The sequence below is a fragment of the Corallococcus exiguus genome (assembly GCF_009909105.1).
GTDB lineage: Bacteria > Myxococcota > Myxococcia > Myxococcales > Myxococcaceae > Corallococcus > Corallococcus exiguus.
Genome location: NZ_JAAAPK010000017.1, coordinates 21,798 through 43,859 on the forward strand (window position 1 = coordinate 21,798; position 22,062 = coordinate 43,859).

Here is a 22,062-nt window from a genome sequence, read left to right on the forward strand (position 1 = left end):
GTGTCCAACGCCTACTTCTTGACCGGGGCGTCCTTGGCCGCCGGCGCGGGCTTCTTGGAGGCGCTGTTGTTGTAGCTGCGCACGACCTCGTTGGAGATGTCGTACTGGGACAGCGCGAAGACGATGCCGGAGTCGCGCTTGTCCAGCACCATGCCCAGGCCGTCCCGCTCCGCGATGGACGCGATGACCTGGTCGATGCGGTTGACGATGGGCTCCATCTCCTGGCGCTCCTTGTTGGCGGCCTCGGCGCGGCTGCGCTCGTACTTCTGCGCCAGCTCCATCACCTTCTTCTGGAGCTCGGTGGCCTTCTGGGTGCGCGTGGCCTCGCTCATGGCGCTGGCCTGCTTGTCCAGGGTGTCCTTCTCCTTGCGGAGCGTCTCCTGCTCCTTGTCGATCTCCTTCTGACGGTCCTCCAGCCACTTCTGGAGACGGGCCTTGGCGGCCTTGCCGTCATCCACCTCCAGCAGCACGCGCTGCAGGTCGACGTAGGCAACCTTGAGCTCGGCGGCCGAAGCGGCAACCGGGAGGGCGAGCGACAGGACAGCGGCGGCGACCGCCAGGGTGCTTCGAAGCGACATGGGTTACGGCTCCTCGGAAAGGGTGCTGCAGGCTCCGACGTCCGCCATCCCGGCCTGTTCACTTCCGCCCGGGTGGGGCGGAGGAGGACGTACCGGGAAGGCCTTGGGGTCAATGCCTATCAGAAGAAGTTACCGATCGTGAACTCGAACAGGATGGAGTCGTCCGACGGCCGCTTGGTCAGCGGGATTCCCCACTCGAAGCGCAGGGGTCCGATGGGCGAGAACCAGCGGAAGCCGAAGCCCGCCGCGTGGAAGAGGCCCAGGGGCAGCTTGTCCTGCCGGTCCTCGAAGAACTTCTCGTTTGAGCCGAAGGCATTGCCGGCGTCGTAGAAGAGCACGCCGCGCAGGCCGGCCTTCTCGAAGATGGGGAACTCCAGCTCGAAGTTGAAGATGAGCTGCTTGTTGCCGCCCACCCGGAACTCGGTGACGTTGGCGTCCGGGTTGTCCGCGCGCGGCACCAGCAGCGTGGGGCTGATGCTGCGCAGGTAGTAGCCGCGGATCGTGTTGATGCCGCCCACGTAATAGAGCTCGCTGATGGGCAGCGGCTTGCTGGAGTCCAGCTGCTGCACGTAGCCCATCGTGGCGTTCGTCTTGAAGACGAAGCCCAGCGGCAGGGGGAAGTACAGGCGCGAGTAGGCGGTGTAGCGGTTGAAGAGGAACGTGCCGCCCAGGAACGAGGGCGCCGTCTCCACCGAGCCGTAGTGGATGAAGCCGCGCGACGGGAAGAGCCGGTTGTCTCGCCGGTCGAAGGACACGGACAGGCGCAGCGCGCTGGTGACGCCGGACTGGAACTGGTTGGCGAGCAGCACCGCGCCAATGCCCTGCCCCGCCTGCACGTCCACGTACTCACGCGAGTAGCCGACCGTGGCGAGCACGTCGTCCACCAGCTGGCGGCCCAGGGAGATGGTGCCGCCCGTGGAATTGCGGATGAAGCCTTCGTAGTCCGCCTGCACGCGGAAGAACTCCGCGGACAGCAGGTAGTTCGTGTCCAGGAAGTACGGGTCGTAGAACGACAGCTGGACGAGCGAGCGCAGGCCCGAGATCTGGGCGGACGCGGACACGCTCTGGCCCCAGCCGAGGAAGTTGTTCTGCGACACCTGGGCCGTGAAGATGAAGTTCTCCACGTTGGAGAAGCCAAGGCCCACCTGGAACGTGCCGGTGGCCTTCTCCTTCACCTCCACCTGCAACACGATGGCGTTGTCGGTGCTGCCCGGGTGCTGGGTGATTTCGACGGTCTCGAAGAAGCCCAGGGCGGTGACGCGCTCGCGGCTGCGCTTCACGCCGGTGCCGTTGTAGAGCTCGCCTTCGTAGACGCGCAGCTCGCGGCGGATGACCTTATCGCGCGTCTTCGTGTTGCCGACGACGTCGATGCGCTCGATGTTGACGAGCGGGCCCTTCTGGATGTCGAAGGTGAGGTCCACCGTCCGGTCTTCCGCGTTCACGGAGGTGACGGGGTTGATGTTGGCGTACGCGTACCCCTTGTCGAAGTACACGTCGGAGATGGCGGAGATGTCCGTGGAGAGCTGGCCGCGGTTGAAGCGCTCCTTGGGGCGCGACTTCATCAGCCGCAGCAGCTCTTCCGGCGGGCGCTCCAGGTCGCCCGCGAAGTCGATCTTCCCGATGTCGTACGACTCACCCTCGGTGATGTGCAGGGTGATGTAGATGTCGCGCTTGTCCGCGGACAGCTGCACGGTGGGCTTGTCCACGCGCACGTTGATGAAGCCGCGGTCGTAGTAGGCGATCTGGATGACGGCGAGGTCGCGCTGGAAGGCCTCTTCGCGGTAGGTGCCCTCACCGGTGAAGAAGGACAGGAAGCCGCCCTCCTTCGTGATCATGGTCGCCTTGAGCTCCTCCGGGGACACCTTCTCCGCGCCCTGAAGGATGATCTGCTTCACCATCACCTTCGAGTGCTCGTTGATGATGTAGACGACGGTGACCGCGGCGCCGCCTTCGACCGGCTCCAGCTTGTAGGTCACCTCCGCCAGGAAGTAGCCCTTCTCGACGTACTTCTCCTGGATCTTCTTCTGCGTGGCGCGCACGGCCTCGATGTCGAGGATGGTGCCGACCTTGAGATCCAGCTGCTCCTTCAGGTCCTCCGCGTTGAGCTCCTCGTTGCCCTGGAGCGCCACGGCGCGGATGGTGGGCCGCTCCGACACGCGCACCACGTACGCGATGCCGTTGGCCAGGCGCTGCGCGAGCAGCTGCACGTCCGTGAAGTAGCCCAGGGCCCAGATGGCGCGGAGGTCCTCCGCGGAGCGGGTGAGCGCGTCACCGACCTGGGTGCGCATGGCGCGGCGGACCGCCTCCGACTCCACGCGGCGGTTGCCCTCGATGCGGATCTCCACCACGCGATCCGAGGGGGAGACGTTGGTGTCCTCGTCGTCCGGAGAGGACGCCAGCGGCGCGTCCGCGCCCGAGGGAGGGCCCCCATCCGGAGGCGATACGGGCGTGGCGGCGGGAGTAGACGGGGGGAGGACGACGGGCGAACCCGCGTCGACGTCCACCTGGGCGTAGGCAGCAACGGGCCCAAACGCCCACAGGGCGACCGCCAGCAGCGGGAGCAATGACTTGCGCAGAACGGTGAGCCTCAAGTGCAGTCCGGCCAGGAAAAGGCGGGGCAATGTACGGGATGGGGGGAGGGCCCCTCAATCCAAAAGCGAGCGGCCATCAGGCCTCCGACACCTGCCCGCCGGCCAGTCTCAGACGGCGGGGCATGGAGCGAGCAAGCGTCTCGTTGTGCGTGACGACGACGGCGGTGATTCCCAGGTCCCGGTTGACGTCCCGGAGCAGCTGGTGAATGCCCTCGCCTGTCGTGGGATCCAGGTTACCCGTGGGTTCGTCCGCGAGCAGCACCGCGGGCTTGAGCACCAGCGCGCGCGCCAGGGCCACGCGCTGGGCCTCGCCGCCGGACAGCTCACCGGGGCGGTGGTCCACGCGACTGCCCAGGCCCACGCGCTCCAGGAGCTCACGGGCGTAGGCGTACGAAGGGGTGCGGTCCTTGCGCTGGATGAGCGCGGGCATGGCCACGTTCTCCAGCGCGGTGAACTCCGGCAACAGGTAGTGGCTCTGGAAGACGAAGCCAATGGTGCGGTTGCGGAACTCGGCGATCTCCGCGTCGTTCATGGAGAAGACGGACTTGCCGTCGAAGAGGACTTCACCGGCGGCGGGGGCGTCCAGCGTGCCCAGCACGTGCAGGAAGGTGCTCTTTCCCGCGCCGGACGCGCCAATCATGGAGATGAGCTCGCCGGCGTTGATGTCCAGGGACACGTCGCGCAGCACGTCAATGCGCTTGCCGTGCAGGAAGTAGCTCTTGAAGACGTTGCGGATGGACAACAGCGCCATGGCTACTCCGCCTTCAGACCTTCCACCGGTTCCACGCTGCTCGCCTTGAGGGCCGGGTAGATGGACGCCAGGTAGGTGACGAGCACCGCGATGATCACCGCCAGCGCTGTCTGCACCGGTTCGATGCGCACCGGCAGCGCGGGGATGTAATAGACCTCCGGATCCAGCTTGATGCCGACCTTCTCGATGAAGAGGCACCACGCGAGGCCGGAGAACAGGCCCAGCACGCCGCCGGCCACGCCAATCTGGAGCCCTTCGGCGAGGAAGATCTTCACGATGCCACCGTCCGGGACGCCCAGCGCCTTGAGGACGGAGATCTCCTTCCGTTTCTCCAGCACCAGCATGATGACCGTGGCGACGATGAGGCCCGCGGCGACGATGATGATGATGGACAGGATGATGCCCATCACCAGCTTCTCCAGGCGCAGCGCGGAGAAGAGGTTCTTGTTCATCTCGCCCCAGTCGCGCGCGCGGTAGGGGTAGCCGCCCAGCACGCGCACCACCTGGTTGGCGATGCGGCGCGCGTCGTCGATGTCCGCCACCTTCAGTTCAATGCCGGTGGCGCCCTTCACGGCGAAGAAGTCCTGCGCTTCCTTGAGCAGGATGTAGACGAACTTGGAGTCGTACTCGTACATGCCCGAGTAGAAGACGCCCGCTACCCGGAACGCGCGGCTCTTGGGGATGGGCCCGGACGGCCCCAGCTCAGTCCCCAGGGGCGACACGACGTTCACCCGGTCCCCCACCACCACGCGCAGCGACGCCGCCAACTCCCGGCCGATGATGATGCCCGGCAGCACCATGGGCTTCGCGGGCTTGGAGGGCTTGCCGATGATGGGGTCCTCCTCCTCGGCGTCCTTCTTGCCTTCCGCGTCCTCCACCGCGCTGCTGGGGAGGATCTTCGCGGGCTGCTCCAGGTGGCCCAGGTCGCCGCCGGGCAGGATGTTCTGCGGCAGGTCCGTCACCGAGCCGACCGTCTTCGGGTCGATGCCCTTGATGATGACGCCGTCGACGTTGCCCTCCGAGGCGATCATCACCTGGTTGATGATGAAGGGCGTCTGGCCCACGACGCCGGGCACGCGCTTCACCTGCTGCATCACCTTGTCGTAGTCCGGCAAGTCCCCGGCGTAGCGCGACACCACCGCGTGCGCGTTGGTGCCGAGGATCTTCTGCTGGAGGTCGGCCTCGAAGCCGCTCATCACGCTGAGCACGATGATGAGCGCCATCACGCCCACGCCCACGCCGCCCACGGACAGCGCGGTCATCATCATGGTGGGCGACTGCTCATGCAGCTTCATGCGGTGCTGCGCGGACGCGGCGGCGAGTGGATCCGCCAGGCCCAGGGACTTCACGCGCGTGCGCTCCACGGCGGCTTCCGCCCCGCGGATGATGAAGTAGACGATGAGCGGCGGGACGATGCCGAACATCAGCACCGCGAGCGCGCCCAACAGCAGCGACGGGCGGAACACCGCCACGTGCCGGCGCGCGACGAAGAGCTCGAAGCCCAGCCGCAGGTCCACCCGGCCGCTGCCCGCCGCGATGAAGCCCGTGTTGATGCCCAGCACGAGCGCCAGCACCAGCGCGGCGAAGACGAGCCAGTACGCCAGCTCCGGCCGGCCGATGAGCCCCGCGACGTACGTCACCTCGCGCAGCCGGTAGCCCAGCGCCAGTTGCAGCGACGGCACCCGCTCCATCAGCGACAGGAGGATGGGCACCGGCAGGCCCAGATAGAACACGCCGATGGTGGCTTCCGGGAACGACAGCCGCTGCGCCCGGGACGCGCCCACGAAGCCGGACGCGAACGCCACGCCCATGCTCACGATGAAGGCGATGGCGAAGGCGATGGTGGGAGGTAGCGACAGCCCCCCGCTCGCCTCGCGCGCCGCGCCGCCCAGATCCGACGGCACGCCGCTGGAGAGCACGGTCTGGAGCAGCAGCAGCGCCAGCTCCGCCAGCAGGATGCCGCCGCCGTAGGCGCCCAGCGTGCTCCAGTAGAAGTCCCGGTAGCGCGCCAGGCGCGGGTACAGGGGCGCACCCGCGGCGGGGCTGGGCCCTTCACCGGAGGCCGGCGCGCGGCGGATGCCGGCGGCGATGAGGCCCCAGCCGGCCAGCCAGACGAGTGTCCCGGCCACCAGGGCCTTGGGGCCGGCCACGGCCGAGGCCTTCTGGGCGCCCAGGGCGAGCGCCCCGGCGTCGAAGGACTGGACGAGCCCGCCCCACCCCACGAAGGAGAGGCCCAGGGCGCCGGCCACCTCGGCCCACGCCTCGGACTCGGAGATGGCCACCCCCAGGAGGATGGCTCCCACGAGGGCCACGAGGGCGCCGGCCCACAGGAGGGGCCAGCGATAATCGGTCTGCCGTTCGGCGGGGTGCACGAGGCCTCGTGGCTACTTCGCCAGCGGCTTGAGGAGGGGGAAGAGAATCACGTCACGAATGCTGGCGGCGTCCGTGAACAACATAGCGACGCGATCAATCCCGATGCCTTCACCGGCCGTGGGCGGCATGCCGTGTTCGAGGGCGCGGATGTAGTCCTCGTCGTAGTCCATGGTCTCCTGCTGGCCCCGCTGCTTCGCGTCCAGCTGGGCCTGGAAGCGGCCCTTCTGGTCCAGGGGGTCGTTCAGCTCGGAGAAGGCGTTGGCGATTTCCCGGCCCGCGACGAAGAGCTCGAACCGGTCCGTGATTTCCGGGTTCTGGTCGTTGCGGCGGGCGAGCGGGGAGACGGCGGTAGGATACTGGGTGATGAAGGTGGGATGGATGAGCGTGTGCTCGACGTGGGCCTCGAAGAGGGCGCCCACCAGCTCACCCTGGTTCATGGCGTCCACGGCGCGGCGCTCCACCTCTGAATGCACCGTCTTGAGCAGTTCGTGACGCAGGCGGTCCACGTCCACCATGTCCTTGTCGGACAGGCCGGGGACGGCTTCCCGGATGGCCTCCGGCATGGGGATGCGCTTCCAGCCCTTGCCGAAGTCGATGGTGTGCTCGCCGTACTTCACCTTGGAGTCGCCGGTGACGTGGCGGGAGGCCTCCGAGAGCATCTCCTCCGTGAGGTTCATCAGGTCCTCGTACGTGGCGTACGCCTGATAGAACTCCAGCATCGTGAACTCCGGATTGTGCCGGGTGCTCACGCCCTCGTTGCGGAAGTTGCGGTTGATTTCGTAGACGCGCTCCATGCCGCCCACCACGAGCCGCTTCAGATAGAGCTCGGGCGCGATGCGCATGAAGAGGTCGACGTCGTAGGTGTTGTGGTGCGTGACGAACGGCCGCGCCGCCGCGCCCGACACCAGCGGGTGCATCATCGGGGTCTCGACCTCGACGAAGTCCCGCCCGTCGAGGAAGTTCCGGATGAAGCTCACCAGCTTGCTGCGCTTCAGGAAGACCTGCTTCACGTCCGGGTTGGAGACGAGGTCCAGGTAACGCTGGCGGTAGCGGATCTCCACGTCCGTGAGGCCGTGCCACTTCTCCGGCATGGGGCGCAGGGACTTGGTGAGCGGGATGAACTTCGCGGCCGCGATGGACAACTCGCCCGTCTTGCTCTTGAAGACGGTGCCCTGCGCCGCGACGAAGTCACCCAGGTCGCACTGCTTGAAGACCTCATAGAGGTCCCCCAGCGCGTCCTTCTTCACGTGCACCTGGATTTCGCCGGAGCGGTCGCGAAGCTTGATGAACGCGGCCTTGCCGAACGAGCGCATGGCCACGATGCGGCCGGCGACGTCCGCCTGGGGAGCTTCCTTGTCCAGGTCCTCGGCGGTCTTCTGGCCGTGGTCGTCGTGGAGCCGCTGCGCCACGTCCTTGGGCGCGTAGCCGTTGCCATAGGGGTTGAAGCCGGCCTCGCGCCACTTGGCGGCCTTGTCCAACCGCTGCTGGTAGATCTCCTGCTCCTTGGAGCTGGAGTCCGCCGCTTCGCCGCTCTTCTCACCTGGGGGGGTCTTGTTCTCGGTGTCGGCCATGACGCGCTCGTGTGAAAGGCGCGGCACCGTAGCCAAGCCTCCCCCGGTACGCAACGCATCCCAGGGGGTAGCGGCCCCGGAAATGACCGTCAGGAAGACATCAAGAGAAATGCGCCCACCGCCGCGGCCAACAGCAGCGGGATGAGGATTTCCACCGGGAAGCGGTGCTGGGCATGCGCCAGGTGCAGGCCTTTCAGGCCGAAGCGGCGCTGGCGGCGCACGCGGGCGGCCACGAGCGACGCGAGCGCGGGCGGGGCCTTTTCCCGCTCCACCGTGCGCACCCGCTCCACCGTGCGGGCGTACCGGTCCCACCCCTGGCGGCACTCCTCACAGCCGTCCAGGTGGCTGCGCACCGCCTGCTCCTGGGGGGCAGGCAGCTGTTCGTCGGCGAGCGCCAGGAACAGCGCCTTCGCCTCCCGGTGATCCAATCGAGGTTCCACGTCCGTTGACCTCCACCCGCCGCCGCTCATGGTTCGAAGCGCCCCAGCAGGTCCGCCAGCTTCTCGCGTGCCCGGTGGAGCCGGCTCTTCACGGTCCCCTCGGGCAGCTCGGTGATGTCGACAATCTCGTCGTAGCTCAGGCCCTCGATGTCTCGCAGCGCCACCAGCATGCGCGCATCGGGGTCCAGTTGGGAAATGGCCCGCTGCACCCGGGCCCGCTCACGCGCCGCGTCCAGGGCGGCGTCCGGCTGCGGCGGGGCGCCCCCGCCCTCCGCGATGGCGGCGGCGCTCATCTCGTCGAAGACCTCCGAGCGGCCCCGCCCCCGGCGCTGGAGGTACTTCAGCCGGTTGAGGCAGTGGTTCTTGGAGATGCGGAACAGCCACGTGGACAGGCGCGCGTCCTCGCGGAAGCGCCGGACGTTCTGGTGCACGCTGACGAAAATCTCCTGCACCAGGTCGTGGGCCTCCTCGCGGTCGCCCACCATGCGGAAGCAGAAGTCGTAGAGGCGGTCCTGGTGCTGGTGCACCAGCAACTCGAAAGCCTCCGGGTCGCCGCGCCGCAGCCGGACGAGCAGCGCCTGTTCCTCGCGGCGCGGGTCGGCCTGGGCCTCGGGGGCCAGGGCCTGCTGTCCGACGTCGAGCACTCCGCCCGGTGACACCCGCGCCTCCCCGTGTAGGGCCTACTCCATCCTACCGCACCACCCTGCCCCGCCCCCTGACACCGGCCCCGGAAAAAAGGTTCCCGGACATGGAAAACCCCTCCCGGACTCAAGGCCCGGGAGGGGTGGGATGCATCCGGACGGGGCGCCCTGGCCTTAGTCCGCGGAGGCGTTGCGGTTGGGGTTCTTCACGCCCAGGAGCTGCGCGGTGACGAACTCCTCCAGGTCACCGTCCAGCACCTTGTCCACGTTGCCCGTCTCCACGCCGGTGCGCAGGTCCTTCACCATCCGGTACGGCGCCAGCACGTAGCTGCGGATCTGCGAGCCGAAGGAGATGTCCTTCTTGGCCGCCTCGGCCGCGTCGCGCTCGGCGTCGCGCTTCTTCATCTCCAGCTCGTACAGGCGGCCGCGCAGAATCTGGAAGGCCATGTCCTTGTTGGCCGACTGCGAGCGCTCCGTCTGGCAGGTGATCATGATGCCCGTGGGCAGGTGCCGCAGCTGCGCAGTGGACGACGTCTTGTTGACCTTCTGGCCACCCGCGCCACTGCCGCGGATGAACTTCAACTCGTAGTCCTTCTCCGGCAGGTCAATCTGGATGCTGTCGTCAACCTCCGGGTACACGTCCACGGACGCGAAGGCCGTCTGCCGTCGCGCGTTGGCGTCGAAGGGGCTGATGCGCACCAGCCGGTGCACGCCCACCTCCGCCTTGAGGTAGCCGTAGGCGTTCTCGCCCTCGATGCGCAGGGAGACGTTCTTGAAGCCCGCCTCTTCGCCCGGCAACGCGTCGCTGATCTCGACCTTCCAGCCCTTCGTCTCGCCGTAGCGCGTGTACATGCGCAGGAGCATGGCGGCCCAGTCCATGGAGTCCGTGCCGCCCGCGCCCGGGTTGATGTCCATGAAGCAGTTGCTGCGGTCCTGCGGCCCGGAGAGCATCCGCGCCAGCTCCAGCTTCGCGACCTCGCCCTCCAGCGACGCGAGCGTGCCTTCCGCCTCCTGCGCGCTCGCCTCGTCGTTCATCTCCGCCGCCAGCTCCAGCAGCGTCTGCGCGTCGTCCAGCCCTCGCATCGTCTTGTCGAAGGCGCCCACGCTGGCCTCCAGCGTGGACTTCTCCTTCAGCAGGCCCTGCGCCCTGGTGTTGTCGTTCCAGAAGTCGGGCTGCGTGGAGTCACGCTCGATCAGCGCAATGCGGGACCGCTTGCGGTCGAGGTCAAAGATGCCCCCGGAGCGCGTTGAGGCGCTCCTTCAGGGCGTGGATCGTCTCCATCGAATCGTTCGCCATGGTGTTCGTCGTCTCCTTCGTTGCGAAACAGTTGGGAAAGCCGGGGTGTTTCAGGAGGCCTTGAGCGAGGAGGCCTGCGCATCCTGACGGGGCGGCGTGCGCGCCGTTCCTGGCACGAGCGCCCGGAGCCGGTCCAGCCAGAACGCGCCGGCCATGCCCAGGGAGATGGGCAGGATGAGCGCGATGGCGCGCCAGTTGTCCTGGTCGGACCAGGGCAGCACCTTGAGCACCAGTCCCAGCGCGCCCGTGGCCACGAGCAGGCCCCACACCCACTTGAGCCGCGCCCGCGCCTTCGCGCTGTTCCAGGTGAGGCGAAGGCCGTACGGCACGGCCAGGAGCGTCAGCGGGTTCGCGAGGAAGAGGTTCTCGTTGTGGTGCGTGACGACGTGGTTCGTGCCCACCCACATGATGACGAGCGCCAGCCCGGGGATGCCCAGCACCAGGCCCACCACCACGTTCTCCAGGCCCAGGAGGATGCGCGCCGCGCGGCTGCCCTTCTTCTCCCACGCGGCCAGGCCCAGCGCGGCGCCGCCCAGGAGCACGCCCAGGGCGAGGATGTACGGGCCGAACGCGGGAGGCTGCGCGGGGGGCCGGGGGCGCGTGGGCGACGCGTAGAAGTCCCACTGCTTCTCCACCAGCGACACCGGCTGCCCGTCCGGGCCCGGCACCTTCAGCTCCGCCACCTGCTGCTCCAGCTCGTCCGGGAGGAAGGCCTCCTCGCGGCGGGTGATGGGCTTGTCGATGGAGTCATTCATCATGAAGTCGAGCAGGAAGCTCACGGGCGGGCTCACCGACGTGTATCGCCGCGTGTGCTCGCGCAGCGTCATGCGGGCCGGAGCCTTCTCCGCTTCTGACAGCCGGCCGCCCACGGCCACGTCGATCATGTCGCGCAGCCGCGTCACGCAGTTGTCGCTGTAGTGCTCGTAGAGGTAGTCGCGGTTCTCCGGCAGCACGTTGTCCGCCAGCTTCTTCGCCACCGTCACGCGCTGCTCCGGCGTGAGGTTGAGCTCCTGCACGCGCACGTCGCGCCCCAGCGACTTGTAGAAGCGGAAGGTGCCGTTGACGCTCGACTCGCCGACCCAGAACTCCAGGCGGCCCTTGGCGAAGTGCACCACCGTCTGGTCGTCGAACGAGTACATCCCGTAGTTGTAGAGCCGCTGCATGTGGCGGGCGCGGTCCTCCACCACCAGCGAGCCGTGGCCCCACCACGAGAAGACGTCGTCGCCTGGGCTGAAGGTCACCAGCCAGATGGACAGGTCCTCGCCCCGGCTCTCGCCCGTGCCCCACGGCGGCACCGACGCGGCGCGCGCGGGGGACGCGGACAGCAGGAGACCCAACAGGCTTGCGACGATGAGAGACGACAGGCGGGGCATCGTTCCATCCAACACGAGGCACGGGGGGCCGCAAGCCCCCCGGCGGGGATTTCAGATGAGCTTCGCGCGGCGGGCGCGCGAGTCGATGGTCAGCGAGTCCGCCACCATGCCCCGCTCACCCAGAAGCTGCTCCTCCAGGGCGGCCATGCGCTTCGCGTCGCGAGGCTTCTCATGGTCATGCCCCAACAGGTGCAGGAGGCCATGCGCCAGGTAGCGGCCCATCTCCGACTCCAGCGTGCGGCCGTACTCCTTCGCCTGCCGCTTCGCCGTATCCAGGGAGATGACCACGTCGCCCAGCGGGCGCGGGCCCGGGGTGCCCTTGGGCAGGTCGCCCGCGGGGAAGGACAGCACGTCCGTGGCCTTGTCCTTCTGGCGCCAGGTGCGGTTGAGCCGGCGGATGGCCCGGTCCCCCACGAGCGACAGCGACAGCTCACAGTCGGTGAGGCCCAGGCGCTTCAGGTAGTCGCGGGACCAGGTGGTGAGCAGGCGCTCGTAGTCCGCGCCCTGGCCGTGCGCCACCTGCACCGTCACGTGGTTGTCCGCGGCCTTCGCCTTGGGCGCCGGCTTCTCCATGTGCGCCAGCTCCACGCGGAACGCCGGGGCGCAGATGGACCAGTAGTCACACGCGCCCTGCGAGTCGTTGCGGTACACCACGCGCTTGCCGCGCGGCACCAGGCCCACTTCGCCCGCGCCAATGCGCTCGCGCTTGCCGTCCACCACCAGGGTGAGCTCGCCCGTGAGGACGAGCACCACCTCGTCGAACTCCGGCTTCTGCGCGGGTTCGCTCCAGCCCGGCGGCGCCCGCATGCGCGCCACGGACGCGGACTCCGTCTGCGTGCTGGCCACGCCAACGAACTCCTCGATGCGCTTGCCGTCGTCGCGCGGAATCACCTTGCCCTTGCGCAGCTTCACGCCCTCCACCTTGCGGCTCATGACATGCCCGCCGTTCGCACCTTCGTGTCCTTCGCTTCCGTCTTGGCGGGGGCGGGCGCCATCATCAGCGGCGCGCCTCCGCCCTTGCCCCCACCCATCGCGCCCGCCGGGTAGACGGGGCGCGTGTGGTAGATGCCTTCCAGCGTGTGCAGGAAGGACTGGGCGATGAGGTTCAGGTCCTTGAGCGTCAGGTCGCACTCGTCGAGCTGGCCCTCGGAGAAGATGATGTTGATGATCTTCTGCACCTGCGCCTGGAGCTTCGCGCTGGTGGGGTCCGGCATGGAGCGCGTGGAGGCCTCCACCGCGTCGGCGATCATCACCAGCGCCGCCTCGCGGAACTGCGGCTTGGGGCCCGGGTAGCGGTAGATGCTCTCGTCGATGGGGGGCGCGCCTTCCTTGCCCTCCTGCTCCTTCATGGCCTTGTGGAAGAAGAAGCCCACCGTGCGCGTGCCGTGGTGCTGCGGAATCGCGTCCGCCACCAGCTTGGGCAGGCGGTACTGCCGGGCCATCTCCAGGCCTTCCGTCACGTGGCGCTTGATGATGACCGCGCTCATCGCGGGCGCCAGCCCGTCATGCCGGTTCTCCCCCTTCTGGTTCTCCCCGAAGTAGAGCGGGTTCCGGCCCTTTCCGATGTCGTGGTAGTACGCGCACGAGCGCGCCAGCAGCGGGTTCGCGCCAATCGTCTCCGCCGCGTTCTCCACCAGCGTGCCGATGATGATGGAGTGGTGGTACGTGCCGGGCGCCTGGACGATGAGTTCCTTGAGCGCCGGGTGGTTCAGGTTCGCCAGCTCCAAGAGCTTGATGTCCGACGCGTAGCCGAACGTGGCCTCGATGAGCGGCGTCAGCGCCATCACCATGACCGGGACGGCGAGCGCGGTGCCGAAGAACGCGCACACCGCGGTGATCAGCGTGTCCCCGGCCAGGCCCTTGCCCTCCACGAGGAACAGGAAGATCACCGCGATGAGGTTGGCGATGCCTGTGACGAGGCCCGCGCGGAAGATGCCCACGCGGTCCTTCGCCTTGACGATGCGATCCGCCGCCACCAGCGAGCCCACCAGCGTGTAGATGCCGAACGCCAGCGAGTTGCCCAGCATCACGCCCGCGAGGCACGCGAACACCATGGCGAAGAACAGCGCCAGCTCCTGCGCGAGGATGAAGCGCACCAGCATGGCGCCCGCCGCGACAGGGAAGGCGTAATAGAACGCTTCGATGGGCAGCGCCGTGTAGCGGTCCTGCACCGCGTCCGCGATGGAGACCCAGACCTGGAGCAGGCCCAACAGGCCCACCAGCAACAGGCCCAGCAACATGCCGTCCTTGCGCGTGGGGCGGAAGCGGCGGAAGGCCGCGCGGCAGAAGCCGTAGAAGGCCACCACCAGCAGGGCCACCAGGCCCGTGCCGCCCACCTGGAGCTGGAGCAGGTCCAGGCGGTCCGTCTGCGCGCGCATCCCGCGCAGCATGACGAGGTGCGTTTCGTTGACGAGCTCGCCGTCGCCGATGACGCGCTGGCCCTTCTTGATGGCGATGACGGCATCCTTCACCGCGTCGCCCGCGAGCCGGCGGCGCAGGTCCGTCTCCGCGATGTTGATGGTCAGGCTGGGGCGCACGAGCCGCTTGGCGATGCGCAGCACCGCGCGGCGCTGCACCGCCGGGGCCTCCGGCATCACGTTGCCGGGCACGGAGGCGAACCGGTCCATCTCCTGGTGCGCCTCCCGCATGTCCACCACCTGGGCGGCGCCCGCGGGCAGCGTCTCCTCGTTCTTGTGCTGCACGTCGCGCACGGTGAGGCCCTGGGGTGCCTCACGCACCAGTTCCTCCCGCGAGCCGGCCACGTACACCTGGCTGCCGTCCGCGCGGTAGGCCCGGTCCAGCAGCACCAGGGTGGCGGTCTCCGACTCCTCCGAGAAGCCGTTGGCGACAAGCGCCTGGAAGTCCTCGGACTCCAGCCCCGCGTCCCGCTGGCCAAAGAGCTGCTCCTGGAACCGGGCCTGCATCTCCTCGCGGTCGCGGCGCTGGCGCTCCAGGGCCTCCGGCGTGAGCGACGTGGCGCGGCGGCGTTTGGTCTGGCCCTCCTCCGGTGGGGTCTCCTCGGCGCGGGCGTCCTTCTCCTCTTCCAGGTGCTCACGCGCGGAGGCGAAGCCCGCCCGCACGGACGCGCGCAGGTTGCCCACCACCGCAGGGTTGAGGTCGTACACCGGGCGCACGGCGCTCCGGGCCTCGCGGCGGCGCTGCTCCGTCATCGACTGGTGGACGATGTCGTAATCGCGCGCGGCCTTGAAGCCGGCGGGCGAGTTGGCCCGGAAGGGCTTGCCCAGGTTCTCCGTGGTGAGCGCCGGAATCTGCTGGCTGTAGAGGCCCGGGGAGATGACGAAGCCCGCCCCCACCGAGACGACGAGCAGCAACAAGGCCTGCACGATGCGCCGACCCCACTCCCCACGCCGCCCGAGCCCCAGGCGCACCGCGAGCGCGTCCAGCGGACTGGGCCCGGGGGTTGGTGATTCAGGATCGGCCATGGGGGAACTCCTCACCCTGCGAAGACGTCAGGCTCCCTAGAAGGAAGCAGCGACGGGGAAAATTCGTGAGGGTGGGACAGCCGCCGCCCGGACGCCAGTTCGCTCTGCGATATTTGCAGGTAAGCCAACAGGCAGCAGTGTGGGTCACCCAGCGACTCCACCCCCGTCCCGGCGCAAGGCTGGGAGCGGGGGTGGCGGGTGCGGCGTCACGACGTCAGGACTCCGTGCGTTCCACCGCAGGGGCAGCGCCTTCGGAGGCCGAGGCAGCCTCGCGGGCCGCCGGGGCGGCCTTCTGGGAGGCCTCGGAGCGCTCGTAGGCGCGGATGACCTCCTGCACGAGCGGGTGGCGCACGACGTCCACGTCGGAGAACTCCGAGAAGTGGATGCCGTCGATGTTCTTCAGCACGGAGCGCGCGTGGTTCAGGCCGGACAGCTTGCCCGTGGGCAGGTCCACCTGCGTCACGTCGCCGGTGATGACCGCCTTGCTGTTGTAGCCCAGGCGGGTGAGGAACATCTTCATCTGCTCCACGGTGGTGTTCTGCGCCTCGTCGAGGATGACGAAGGCGTCGTTGAGGGTGCGGCCGCGCATGAACGCGAGCGGCGCGACCTCCACCACTCCCTGCTCCACCAGGGACTGGGCGCGCTCCACGGCCATCATGTCGTGCAGCGCGTCGTAGAGCGGGCGCAGGTACGGGTTCACCTTCTCCGCCAGGTCGCCGGGGAGGAAGCCGAGCTTCTCACCGGCCTCCACTGCGGGGCGCGCCAGGATGATGCGCTTGACCTTGCGCTCCTGGAGGAAGGCGACCGCCATGGCCATGGCGAGGTACGTCTTGCCGGTGCCGGCGGGGCCCACGCCGAAGACGATGTCGTGGTTGCGGATGGCGTCCACGTAGCGCTTCTGCGCGATGCTCTTGGGGGCGATCTGCCGGTTGCCGGAGCTCTTGAGGACGGTGCCGAGCATCACCTCCTGCAACGACTCCGTGCCGCGGCCCAGGACCTTGATGGCCTGTTCCACGTCCTCGCGGTAGACGGGGCGTCCGGCGCGGATCATCCCCTCCAGGTTCTCCACGAGGCGCACCGCGAAGGCGACCGCGTCCGCGGGCCCCGACAGGAGCAGCTCCGTACCGCGCTGCCCCACCCGGACCCCCAGGCGCCGCTCCATCAGCTTGAGGTTTTCGTTCTGATTTCCGCAAAGGACCTGGGTCGTCTCGTTGTCACGGACGTCCACCTTGGCGGAGGTGGGAGTGGTTTCAGCGCGGGCTGCGGGCACTTCCAGCGTGGCGGGATTTCGCAATGCGCGTCATTCCTCGTTCAGTGATCGCTTGCCCTCAATTTAACGCCGCCCCTCCCCCCACGCCCGCCATCTCTCGACGGCGAGCCTGCCCGCAGGCTAGCGCACGGGCGGTAGGAGGATGAACTGCCGGGCGTCCGTGCGACGGTAATAATACTCCTCCCGCCACGGGTAGCGCAGTTCCTCCGGACTCAACAATCCGGCATCCACCAGAGCATCCAACCGCTCCGGGAGGGTTCCCTTCTCCAACTGGAACACCTCCAGCGCGGCCTCGATGCGGACGCGCTGCGCGTGGGCAATCTGACGCTGGGCGGCGGGATCCCCCAACCGGGAGGCGCCGGGCTCGTGCCCGCTTCCCCCGACCCAGCGGGACGCGATGAAGGCCAGCCCCGCGATGACCGCCATGGTCACCGCGATGCGCCCCAGGGGGCCGGCCACCCGCGCGACGAGGCGGTTGTCCTCCGGCACGGGCGCGCGGCCTTCCGGGTCGATGGCGCGCACATAGTCGCCCTTGACCAGGTTGTAGAGCGCCTTGCAGGTCTCGAACTCGCCCAGGCCGCTGAGGTCCACCATGCGGCGCAGGTCGCGCCCCACGGCGATCTCCTCGTAGACGTGGCGCTCCGTCGGACCGATGACGCCCAGCTCTCCGCCCTCGTCGGCGTTGGCGCGGGGCGGCGGGAGCGCCTTGACGCGCTCGAAGGTCATGTCGTCGCGGTGGATGCGCTTCCGGATGACGGGCCACTCGTCCACCATCCGGAAGCCCTCCATCAGCACCGTCTCCGCGCGCAGCGGGGTGATGCCTTCGGGGCCGGGCTCCACGGGCTCCTGGATGAACTCGTAGGTGCCCGCCTTCCAGGTGAAGAGGCGGTAGAGCGTCTCCGTCACCTGGAGCTGGGCCATGTGCTGGAAGCGTTCCGCGGTGAGGGCGTGGCTCTGCACCAGCACGTCACCCAGCCGCTTGAGGGTGCGCTTCTGGACCTCCAGCGCGGCCACCAACTGCGTCTCCGTGATGATCTCGGCGCGCACCAGCATGGCGCCGATGAGCTCCTTGCGCTTCCGGGTGAGGCTTTCGGCCTTGATGATGTGGCCGTCCTGGAAGCCGACGCGCACCTCCTGGTCCTTGTTGCGCAGGTGGAGCGTGCCCGTCTTCTGCTGCTGACCAATCAGCTGCAGGATGTCGCCGATTCCAAAATCCTTGAGGGTGCCCTTGAGGGCCATGGCTCAGGCCTCCCCCCGCTGGTGGCGGCGCAGGCCGCGCAGGGTCAGCAGGTAGACGAAGAAGAGGACCGTGCCCGCGGGCACGAGCTTGAGGTACAGCGGAGCATCCCCGTACGGCGTGCGGACGAGCCCCCGGTGGAGCACCAGCGCGGCCACCGCGAAGCTGAACAGGAAGGCATAGAGGGCGCCCCGCACAGGAAGGCCCGTGCCCACGTGGCCCGCGCCGGACACCAGGCTGCCCAGCGCGTACGTCACCCGCTTCGTCCAGGCCTGGTGGCGGTCCACCTCGCCCTGCTTGCGCGAGCGGAACTCCTTGGGCACCTGGCTCTTGCGCGCGTAGACGTGGACGCACTGGCCGCACATCGCGCTGCCCACGGACAGGTCCTTGTCGCAGCGGAGGCAGACGGCGTTTCCGCACCGCTCGCAGCCGCGCGACGCCTTCATGCGCCAGGAGGCCTCTCCGAAGACGGCGACCAGGGCCGCGAGCGCCGCGGTCAGCCCCCAGCCCACCGGGCCCGCAGGCAGGATGGGCGACAGCCACCGGCCCACCTGGCCCTCCACGCGGGCGCCCTCCTGGGTGCCGTCCGCCAGCTCCATCCAGTCGCGCTCCGGCACCGTCGGGGCCAGCAGCAGGAGGTTGAGCAGGGGGCGGTCCTCCGGGGGCGGATCCCGGCGCAGGAGCGAGTTGTCCAGGGTCTGCGCCTGGGCGATGGCGGAGGTGGAGCGGTCCAGCTCCTTGCCCAGCTGATCATCCGGCAGGAGCCGGGCCCGGCGCCGGTACACCTGCCCCAGGTTGTAGTGCGGATCCGCCATGGACGGATCCGCCTTGGACGCCTGCGTGTAGAGGAGCACCGCGCCGTCCACGTCGCCCAGGCCCATGAGCGCGTTGCCGAAGCGCGTGAGCATCCGCGCGTCGCCTGACTTGAGGGCGGAGGCGGCCTTGAAGTCCGCCCGCGCCTCCTCCAGCAGGCCCCGTCGCGTTTCGTACCAGGCGAGCGCGCCCAGCTCCTGGAAGCGGGCGGTGCGAACCTCCGCGCGGGCACGCACGCGGGCCGCCGCGCCCCCTGCGGACAGGCCCCCTCGCTCCAGCAGATAGACGTCCTCCGCGGGCGTGCCGGCGAAGACGGTGAAGCGCGTCAGCGTCCCCGCGGCCAGCGGCATCACGCCCAGGCCCATGAGCAGCACCGCGGCCACCCAGCGCTCGGCGCGGCCCACGTACAGCGCGACCGAGGCGAAGAGCAGGAGCAGCACCGGCACCAGCCCCACGCCCAGCACCGCGGGCAGCGACAGGAGCATCAGGCCCAGGAGTCCGGACTGCCAGCGCGTCACCGCCCGGGGGAGCAGGTGGTGGAAGTCATGCAGCGCGTAGCGGATCCGCCGCAGGAACAGCACCGCGACCACCGCCACCGCCGTGGCCGCCCACGCCGCGAGCACCAGCGCGCCCAGGTCCGTGAGCGCGGGCCGGCGGTAGCGGGCATCTCCGAGCAGGGTCACGAGGGCGGTCTTCCACTCGCCCAGCCCGCGCGGCACGTTCAGCGGATCCTCCACCACGTACGCCTCCGCCCGGGCGAAGCGCGCGGCGGGCAGCCCGGGCGACAGGGCCACGGCCACATCCAGGAGCGCGAGCGCGCCCTTCAGGTCCCCGGCGCGGCGGCGGACCCCGGCTTCGCGCACGAAGCCCATGCTCAGGGGTTCCAGGTCGGAGGCGAGCACCTCCTCGCGCAGCGTGAGCAGTTCCTTCTGGGCGGCCTCCGCCGCGGCGAGATCATTGCGGGAACGGGCCGACTTCCACTTCTCCCAGGTGGCCAGCAGCTCCGCGTCCGTCACCTTCGGCGCCATCACCGGGGTGAGCACGGGACGGGACGGGACGATGACGGGCGGGGGCGCGGGTTCGGCGGGGGCAGCGGGAGCGACGGGCTTCACGGGCGGCGGGGCGATGACGCGGCGCCGGGGGTCGGGGCGGGGCTCGGGCTCCGGCTCGTCGGCCTCCTCGGAGCCGGTGTCCTCCACCGGATCATCTTCCGTGGCCTGGAAGGTGCTGGGATCCGGCTCCGGCTCGATGACCTTCTCCTCGATGCGCAGGAGCGGCTCCTGCATCAACGCAGGGGCGCGAGCGGGGACAAGCAGCACGAGGCTGCAACACAGGCCGAGGAACGAGCGGAGCATCCGGACGTCCGATGATAGGCGACAGGCTGGACGATCCGAAATCATGTGGTGCCTTCCGCCCGTGCTACAGGATCCCGTGGCGGGGGGATTGCTCGGGAGTGAATGAATGGCGGCGCCTGGAAGCGAGCTGGAACGACTGGTGGAGATCATGCGGCTTCTTCGGGCCGAAGGCGGCTGCCCGTGGGACCGCGAACAGGACCTGCGCTCGCTGCGCCCCTACCTGACCGAGGAGGCGTTCGAGGTCCTGGATGAAATGGACCGCGTCTCCGACGGCGGCCCGTGGCGCCCGCTGTGTGAAGAACTGGGGGATCTGCTCTTCCAGATTGTATTCCACGCGCAGCTGGCGGCGGAGCTGGGCGAGTTCACCATGGCGGACGTCTGCGCGGCGATCAGCGACAAGATCACCAGCCGGCACCCGCACGTGTTCGGGGATCAGCAGGTGAAGGTGAACGGCGCCGAGCAGGTGCTGGCCAACTGGGCGCAGATGAAGGCGGAGGAGCGCAAGAAGAAGACCGGGCGCGCGGGCTCCGTGCTGGACGGCGTGCCCACCGCGGCCCCGTCCCTGCTGCGCGCGGAGCGCCTGACGGAGAAGGCCAGCCGCATCGGCTTCGACTGGCCGGACCTGGCCGGGGTGCGCGGCAAGCTGGACGAGGAGCTGCGCGAGCTGGACGAGGCCATCGCGTCAGGCGGCCGGGACGCCATCGAGCACGAGCTGGGGGACGTCCTGTTCTCGCTCGCGAACCTCGCGCGCTTCGTGAAGACGCCCGCGGAGGACGCGCTGCGCATGGCCTCGCGCCGCTTCGTCACGCGCTTCCAGTACATCGAGGCGAAGCTGCACGAGGAGAACGTCCCCTTCGGAGGCGCCACGCTCGAGCACATGGAGCGGCACTGGCAGGCCGCGAAGGCCGTGGAGAAGGCGCTGCCCCCGCCCAGCCACCCGCCGCGCGCCTCCGTGGCCACCCTGCGACTGGCGGTGCCGGACGTGGCGGCCCAGAAGGCCTTCTGGGATGAGGTGGCCTCCTGGCTGGGCTGGACGCCCACCCGGACGACGGATGGCACGGCGGCCTACACGGGCGCGGGCCTGGGGCTCGTCTTCATGCCGGGTGTCCAGGGACAGGCGGCGTCCGCGGTAGCCCTCACCCTGGAGGCCCCCTCCTTCGGGGGGGTCGCCCGGCTCCTGGAGCTGTTCCGGGCCCACCATCCGGGACGGTTGGTGCCGTGCGCCAACACCGAGGCGGGCTTCCAGTTCGTGGATCCCGCCGGGTTGCGGTGGGAATACGCCGCCCCTCCGGCATGATTCTTCCGGCGTGAGGCGTCGGTGGGGCCCCGGGAGGCATTCCGGAGGCCTCCCGGGGGTTCCGGAACTGGAAATCCTGATCGCGATCGCACGCGTGCCTTGACGCAACGGGGGCGTCGCAGTAAGGACGGCCCCTCTTTTTCCTTGCCTTGCCTTCCGCTGGAGCATTGCCTTGGCGAACACCAAGTCTGCAGAGAAGCGTTACCGCCAGTCCCTGAAGCGCCGCGCCCGGAACGTGAACGTCCGGACGTCCGTGAAGGACGCCGTCAAGTCCGCCCGCGAGGCCATTGCCTCCAAGGACGGTTCGAAGTTGACGGACTCGCTGAAGGCGGCTTCCAAGTCCCTCAACAAGGCGGCCAGCAAGGGCGTCCTGCACAAGCGCACCGCCGCGCGCCGCATCTCCCGGCTGGCCAAGGCCGCCGCGAAGAAGAAGGCCTAGTCGTCCCGTAGCACCACCGCGCGTTGAGGACCGGGCTCCCCGGTCCTCACCAGGTGCTGGCCAGCCGATCGTACCCGTCGCGCATGAGCAGCTCCGCCAGACGCGCCAGCGCGGCCTGACGGTTGGCCTCGGCTTCCAGGACGTTTCCGCGTCCCTGGAGGTAGTCCTCGGTCCCTGACACCACCGTCTCCCCGAGCAGCTGCCCCTCCTTGACGAGGCGCAGCCGCACCGTGGTGGAGACGCGGTAGTTGTTGCCGATGATGGTCGGGGAGGCCCAGACGTTGAGCACCGCCCCCTCAATCGTGGACGTGCAGTTCGGAGCGCTGGCCAGGCGGCCCGCTTGGATGAGCTGCTGCCGCAGATAGCGCGTGAAGAGGTTCTCCAGCGCGGGCTCCGGCGTCTCGTTGGCGAAGATGGGCGCGCACACCTGGCCCGTGCCCTCTGGCAGCGCGGAGCCCCACGGGCTGAAGCGGTAGCCGCACCCGGCTCCCAGCATCGCCACGGCCACCACGCCCCACCGGAACGCCTTCACCGCACCCACCTGAACCGCGCTCCTCGAGGGCCGCATGGGCGCGCACCCTACCCGGCCGCGA

17 protein-coding genes are annotated in these 22,062 nt (G+C 69.1%); 2 read left to right on the forward strand and 15 right to left on the reverse strand.

Annotated elements, in window-relative coordinates; all coding sequences use genetic code 11:
* Positions 1-11 precede the first annotated feature (11 nt).
* From GTZ93_RS39970 to GTZ93_RS40035, 14 genes are all read right to left on the reverse strand, one after another.
* On the reverse strand, positions 12-578 hold the full coding sequence (locus GTZ93_RS39970; RefSeq protein WP_139916104.1) for an OmpH family outer membrane protein: 567 nt from the start codon (positions 576-578) through the stop codon (positions 12-14).
* A 119-nt stretch (positions 579-697) separates the two neighbouring features.
* Positions 698-3,169: an outer membrane protein assembly factor BamA gene (gene bamA / locus GTZ93_RS39975; RefSeq protein ID WP_233596847.1), complete on the reverse strand. Its 2,472-nt coding sequence runs from the start codon at positions 3,167-3,169 to the stop codon at positions 698-700.
* Positions 3,170-3,245: 76 nt separating this feature from the next.
* On the reverse strand, positions 3,246-3,920 hold the full coding sequence (locus tag GTZ93_RS39980) for an ABC transporter ATP-binding protein (RefSeq protein ID WP_121781039.1): 675 nt from the start codon (positions 3,918-3,920) through the stop codon (positions 3,246-3,248).
* Positions 3,921-3,922: 2 nt separating this feature from the next.
* Positions 3,923-6,292, reverse strand: coding sequence for an ABC transporter permease (locus GTZ93_RS39985; RefSeq protein WP_139916103.1), 2,370 nt, complete (start codon positions 6,290-6,292; stop codon positions 3,923-3,925).
* Between the two features lie 12 nt (positions 6,293-6,304).
* Positions 6,305-7,864 carry a lysine--tRNA ligase gene (lysS, locus tag GTZ93_RS39990; protein ID WP_139916102.1) on the reverse strand — a complete coding sequence of 520 codons (1,560 nt, stop codon included), beginning with the start codon at positions 7,862-7,864 and terminating at the stop codon, positions 6,305-6,307.
* 89 nt (positions 7,865-7,953) lie between these two features.
* Positions 7,954-8,334 (reverse strand): anti-sigma factor family protein, encoded by a 381-nt coding sequence (locus GTZ93_RS39995; protein WP_120576357.1) that lies wholly within the window; start codon positions 8,332-8,334, stop codon positions 7,954-7,956.
* Positions 8,331-8,963 (reverse strand): RNA polymerase sigma factor, encoded by a 633-nt coding sequence (locus GTZ93_RS40000; protein ID WP_139916101.1) that lies wholly within the window; start codon positions 8,961-8,963, stop codon positions 8,331-8,333. The genes GTZ93_RS39995 and GTZ93_RS40000 overlap by 4 nt, the downstream gene beginning before the upstream one ends.
* 156 nt (positions 8,964-9,119) lie before the next feature.
* Positions 9,120-10,242, reverse strand: a protein-coding gene (prfB, locus tag GTZ93_RS40005) for a peptide chain release factor 2 (RefSeq protein WP_257979037.1) whose coding sequence is annotated in 2 segments (ribosomal slippage) — positions 9,120-10,172 and positions 10,174-10,242 — 1,122 coding nt in all. Because the reading frame shifts where the segments join, the coding sequence is not laid out codon by codon here.
* A gap of 50 nt (positions 10,243-10,292) precedes the next feature.
* A complete protein-coding gene (locus GTZ93_RS40010) occupies positions 10,293-11,615 on the reverse strand; it encodes an Lnb N-terminal periplasmic domain-containing protein (protein WP_139916100.1) in 1,323 nt (440 codons plus the stop codon).
* A 51-nt stretch (positions 11,616-11,666) separates the two neighbouring features.
* Positions 11,667-12,548: an rRNA maturation RNase YbeY gene (gene ybeY, locus GTZ93_RS40015; RefSeq protein ID WP_167548707.1), complete on the reverse strand. Its 882-nt coding sequence runs from the start codon at positions 12,546-12,548 to the stop codon at positions 11,667-11,669.
* Positions 12,545-15,058: an HDIG domain-containing metalloprotein gene (locus GTZ93_RS40020; protein ID WP_139916099.1), complete on the reverse strand. Its 2,514-nt coding sequence runs from the start codon at positions 15,056-15,058 to the stop codon at positions 12,545-12,547. Before GTZ93_RS40020 ends, ybeY begins: the two co-directional genes overlap by 4 nt.
* 214 nt (positions 15,059-15,272) lie before the next feature.
* Positions 15,273-16,352: a PhoH family protein gene (locus GTZ93_RS40025; protein ID WP_139916098.1), complete on the reverse strand. Its 1,080-nt coding sequence runs from the start codon at positions 16,350-16,352 to the stop codon at positions 15,273-15,275.
* Positions 16,353-16,448: 96 nt separating this feature from the next.
* Positions 16,449-17,567: a DUF4388 domain-containing protein gene (locus GTZ93_RS40030; RefSeq protein WP_120576352.1), complete on the reverse strand. Its 1,119-nt coding sequence runs from the start codon at positions 17,565-17,567 to the stop codon at positions 16,449-16,451.
* Positions 17,568-17,570: 3 nt separating this feature from the next.
* Entirely contained in the window at positions 17,571-19,733 is a 2,163-nt protein-coding gene (locus GTZ93_RS40035) for a tetratricopeptide repeat protein (protein ID WP_161663336.1), read from the reverse strand.
* Between the two features lie 106 nt (positions 19,734-19,839).
* Between GTZ93_RS40035 and mazG the strand changes: the two genes are divergently transcribed.
* Together mazG and rpsT are read left to right on the forward strand one after the other, a co-directional pair.
* Positions 19,840-21,030 (forward strand): nucleoside triphosphate pyrophosphohydrolase, encoded by a 1,191-nt coding sequence (gene mazG, locus GTZ93_RS40040; protein ID WP_139915613.1) that lies wholly within the window; start codon positions 19,840-19,842, stop codon positions 21,028-21,030.
* Between the two features lie 172 nt (positions 21,031-21,202).
* Positions 21,203-21,469, forward strand: a complete 267-nt coding sequence (gene rpsT, locus GTZ93_RS40045) for a 30S ribosomal protein S20 (protein ID WP_120576275.1) — start codon at positions 21,203-21,205, stop codon at positions 21,467-21,469.
* Positions 21,470-21,515: 46 nt separating this feature from the next.
* On the opposite strand, the gene lptE is transcribed toward rpsT, so the two are convergent.
* The gene (gene lptE / locus GTZ93_RS40050) at positions 21,516-22,037 is read right to left on the reverse strand and encodes an LPS assembly lipoprotein LptE (RefSeq protein ID WP_139915612.1); all 522 of its coding nucleotides are present in this window, start codon (positions 22,035-22,037) and stop codon (positions 21,516-21,518) included.
* Positions 22,038-22,062: the final 25 nt, after the last annotated feature.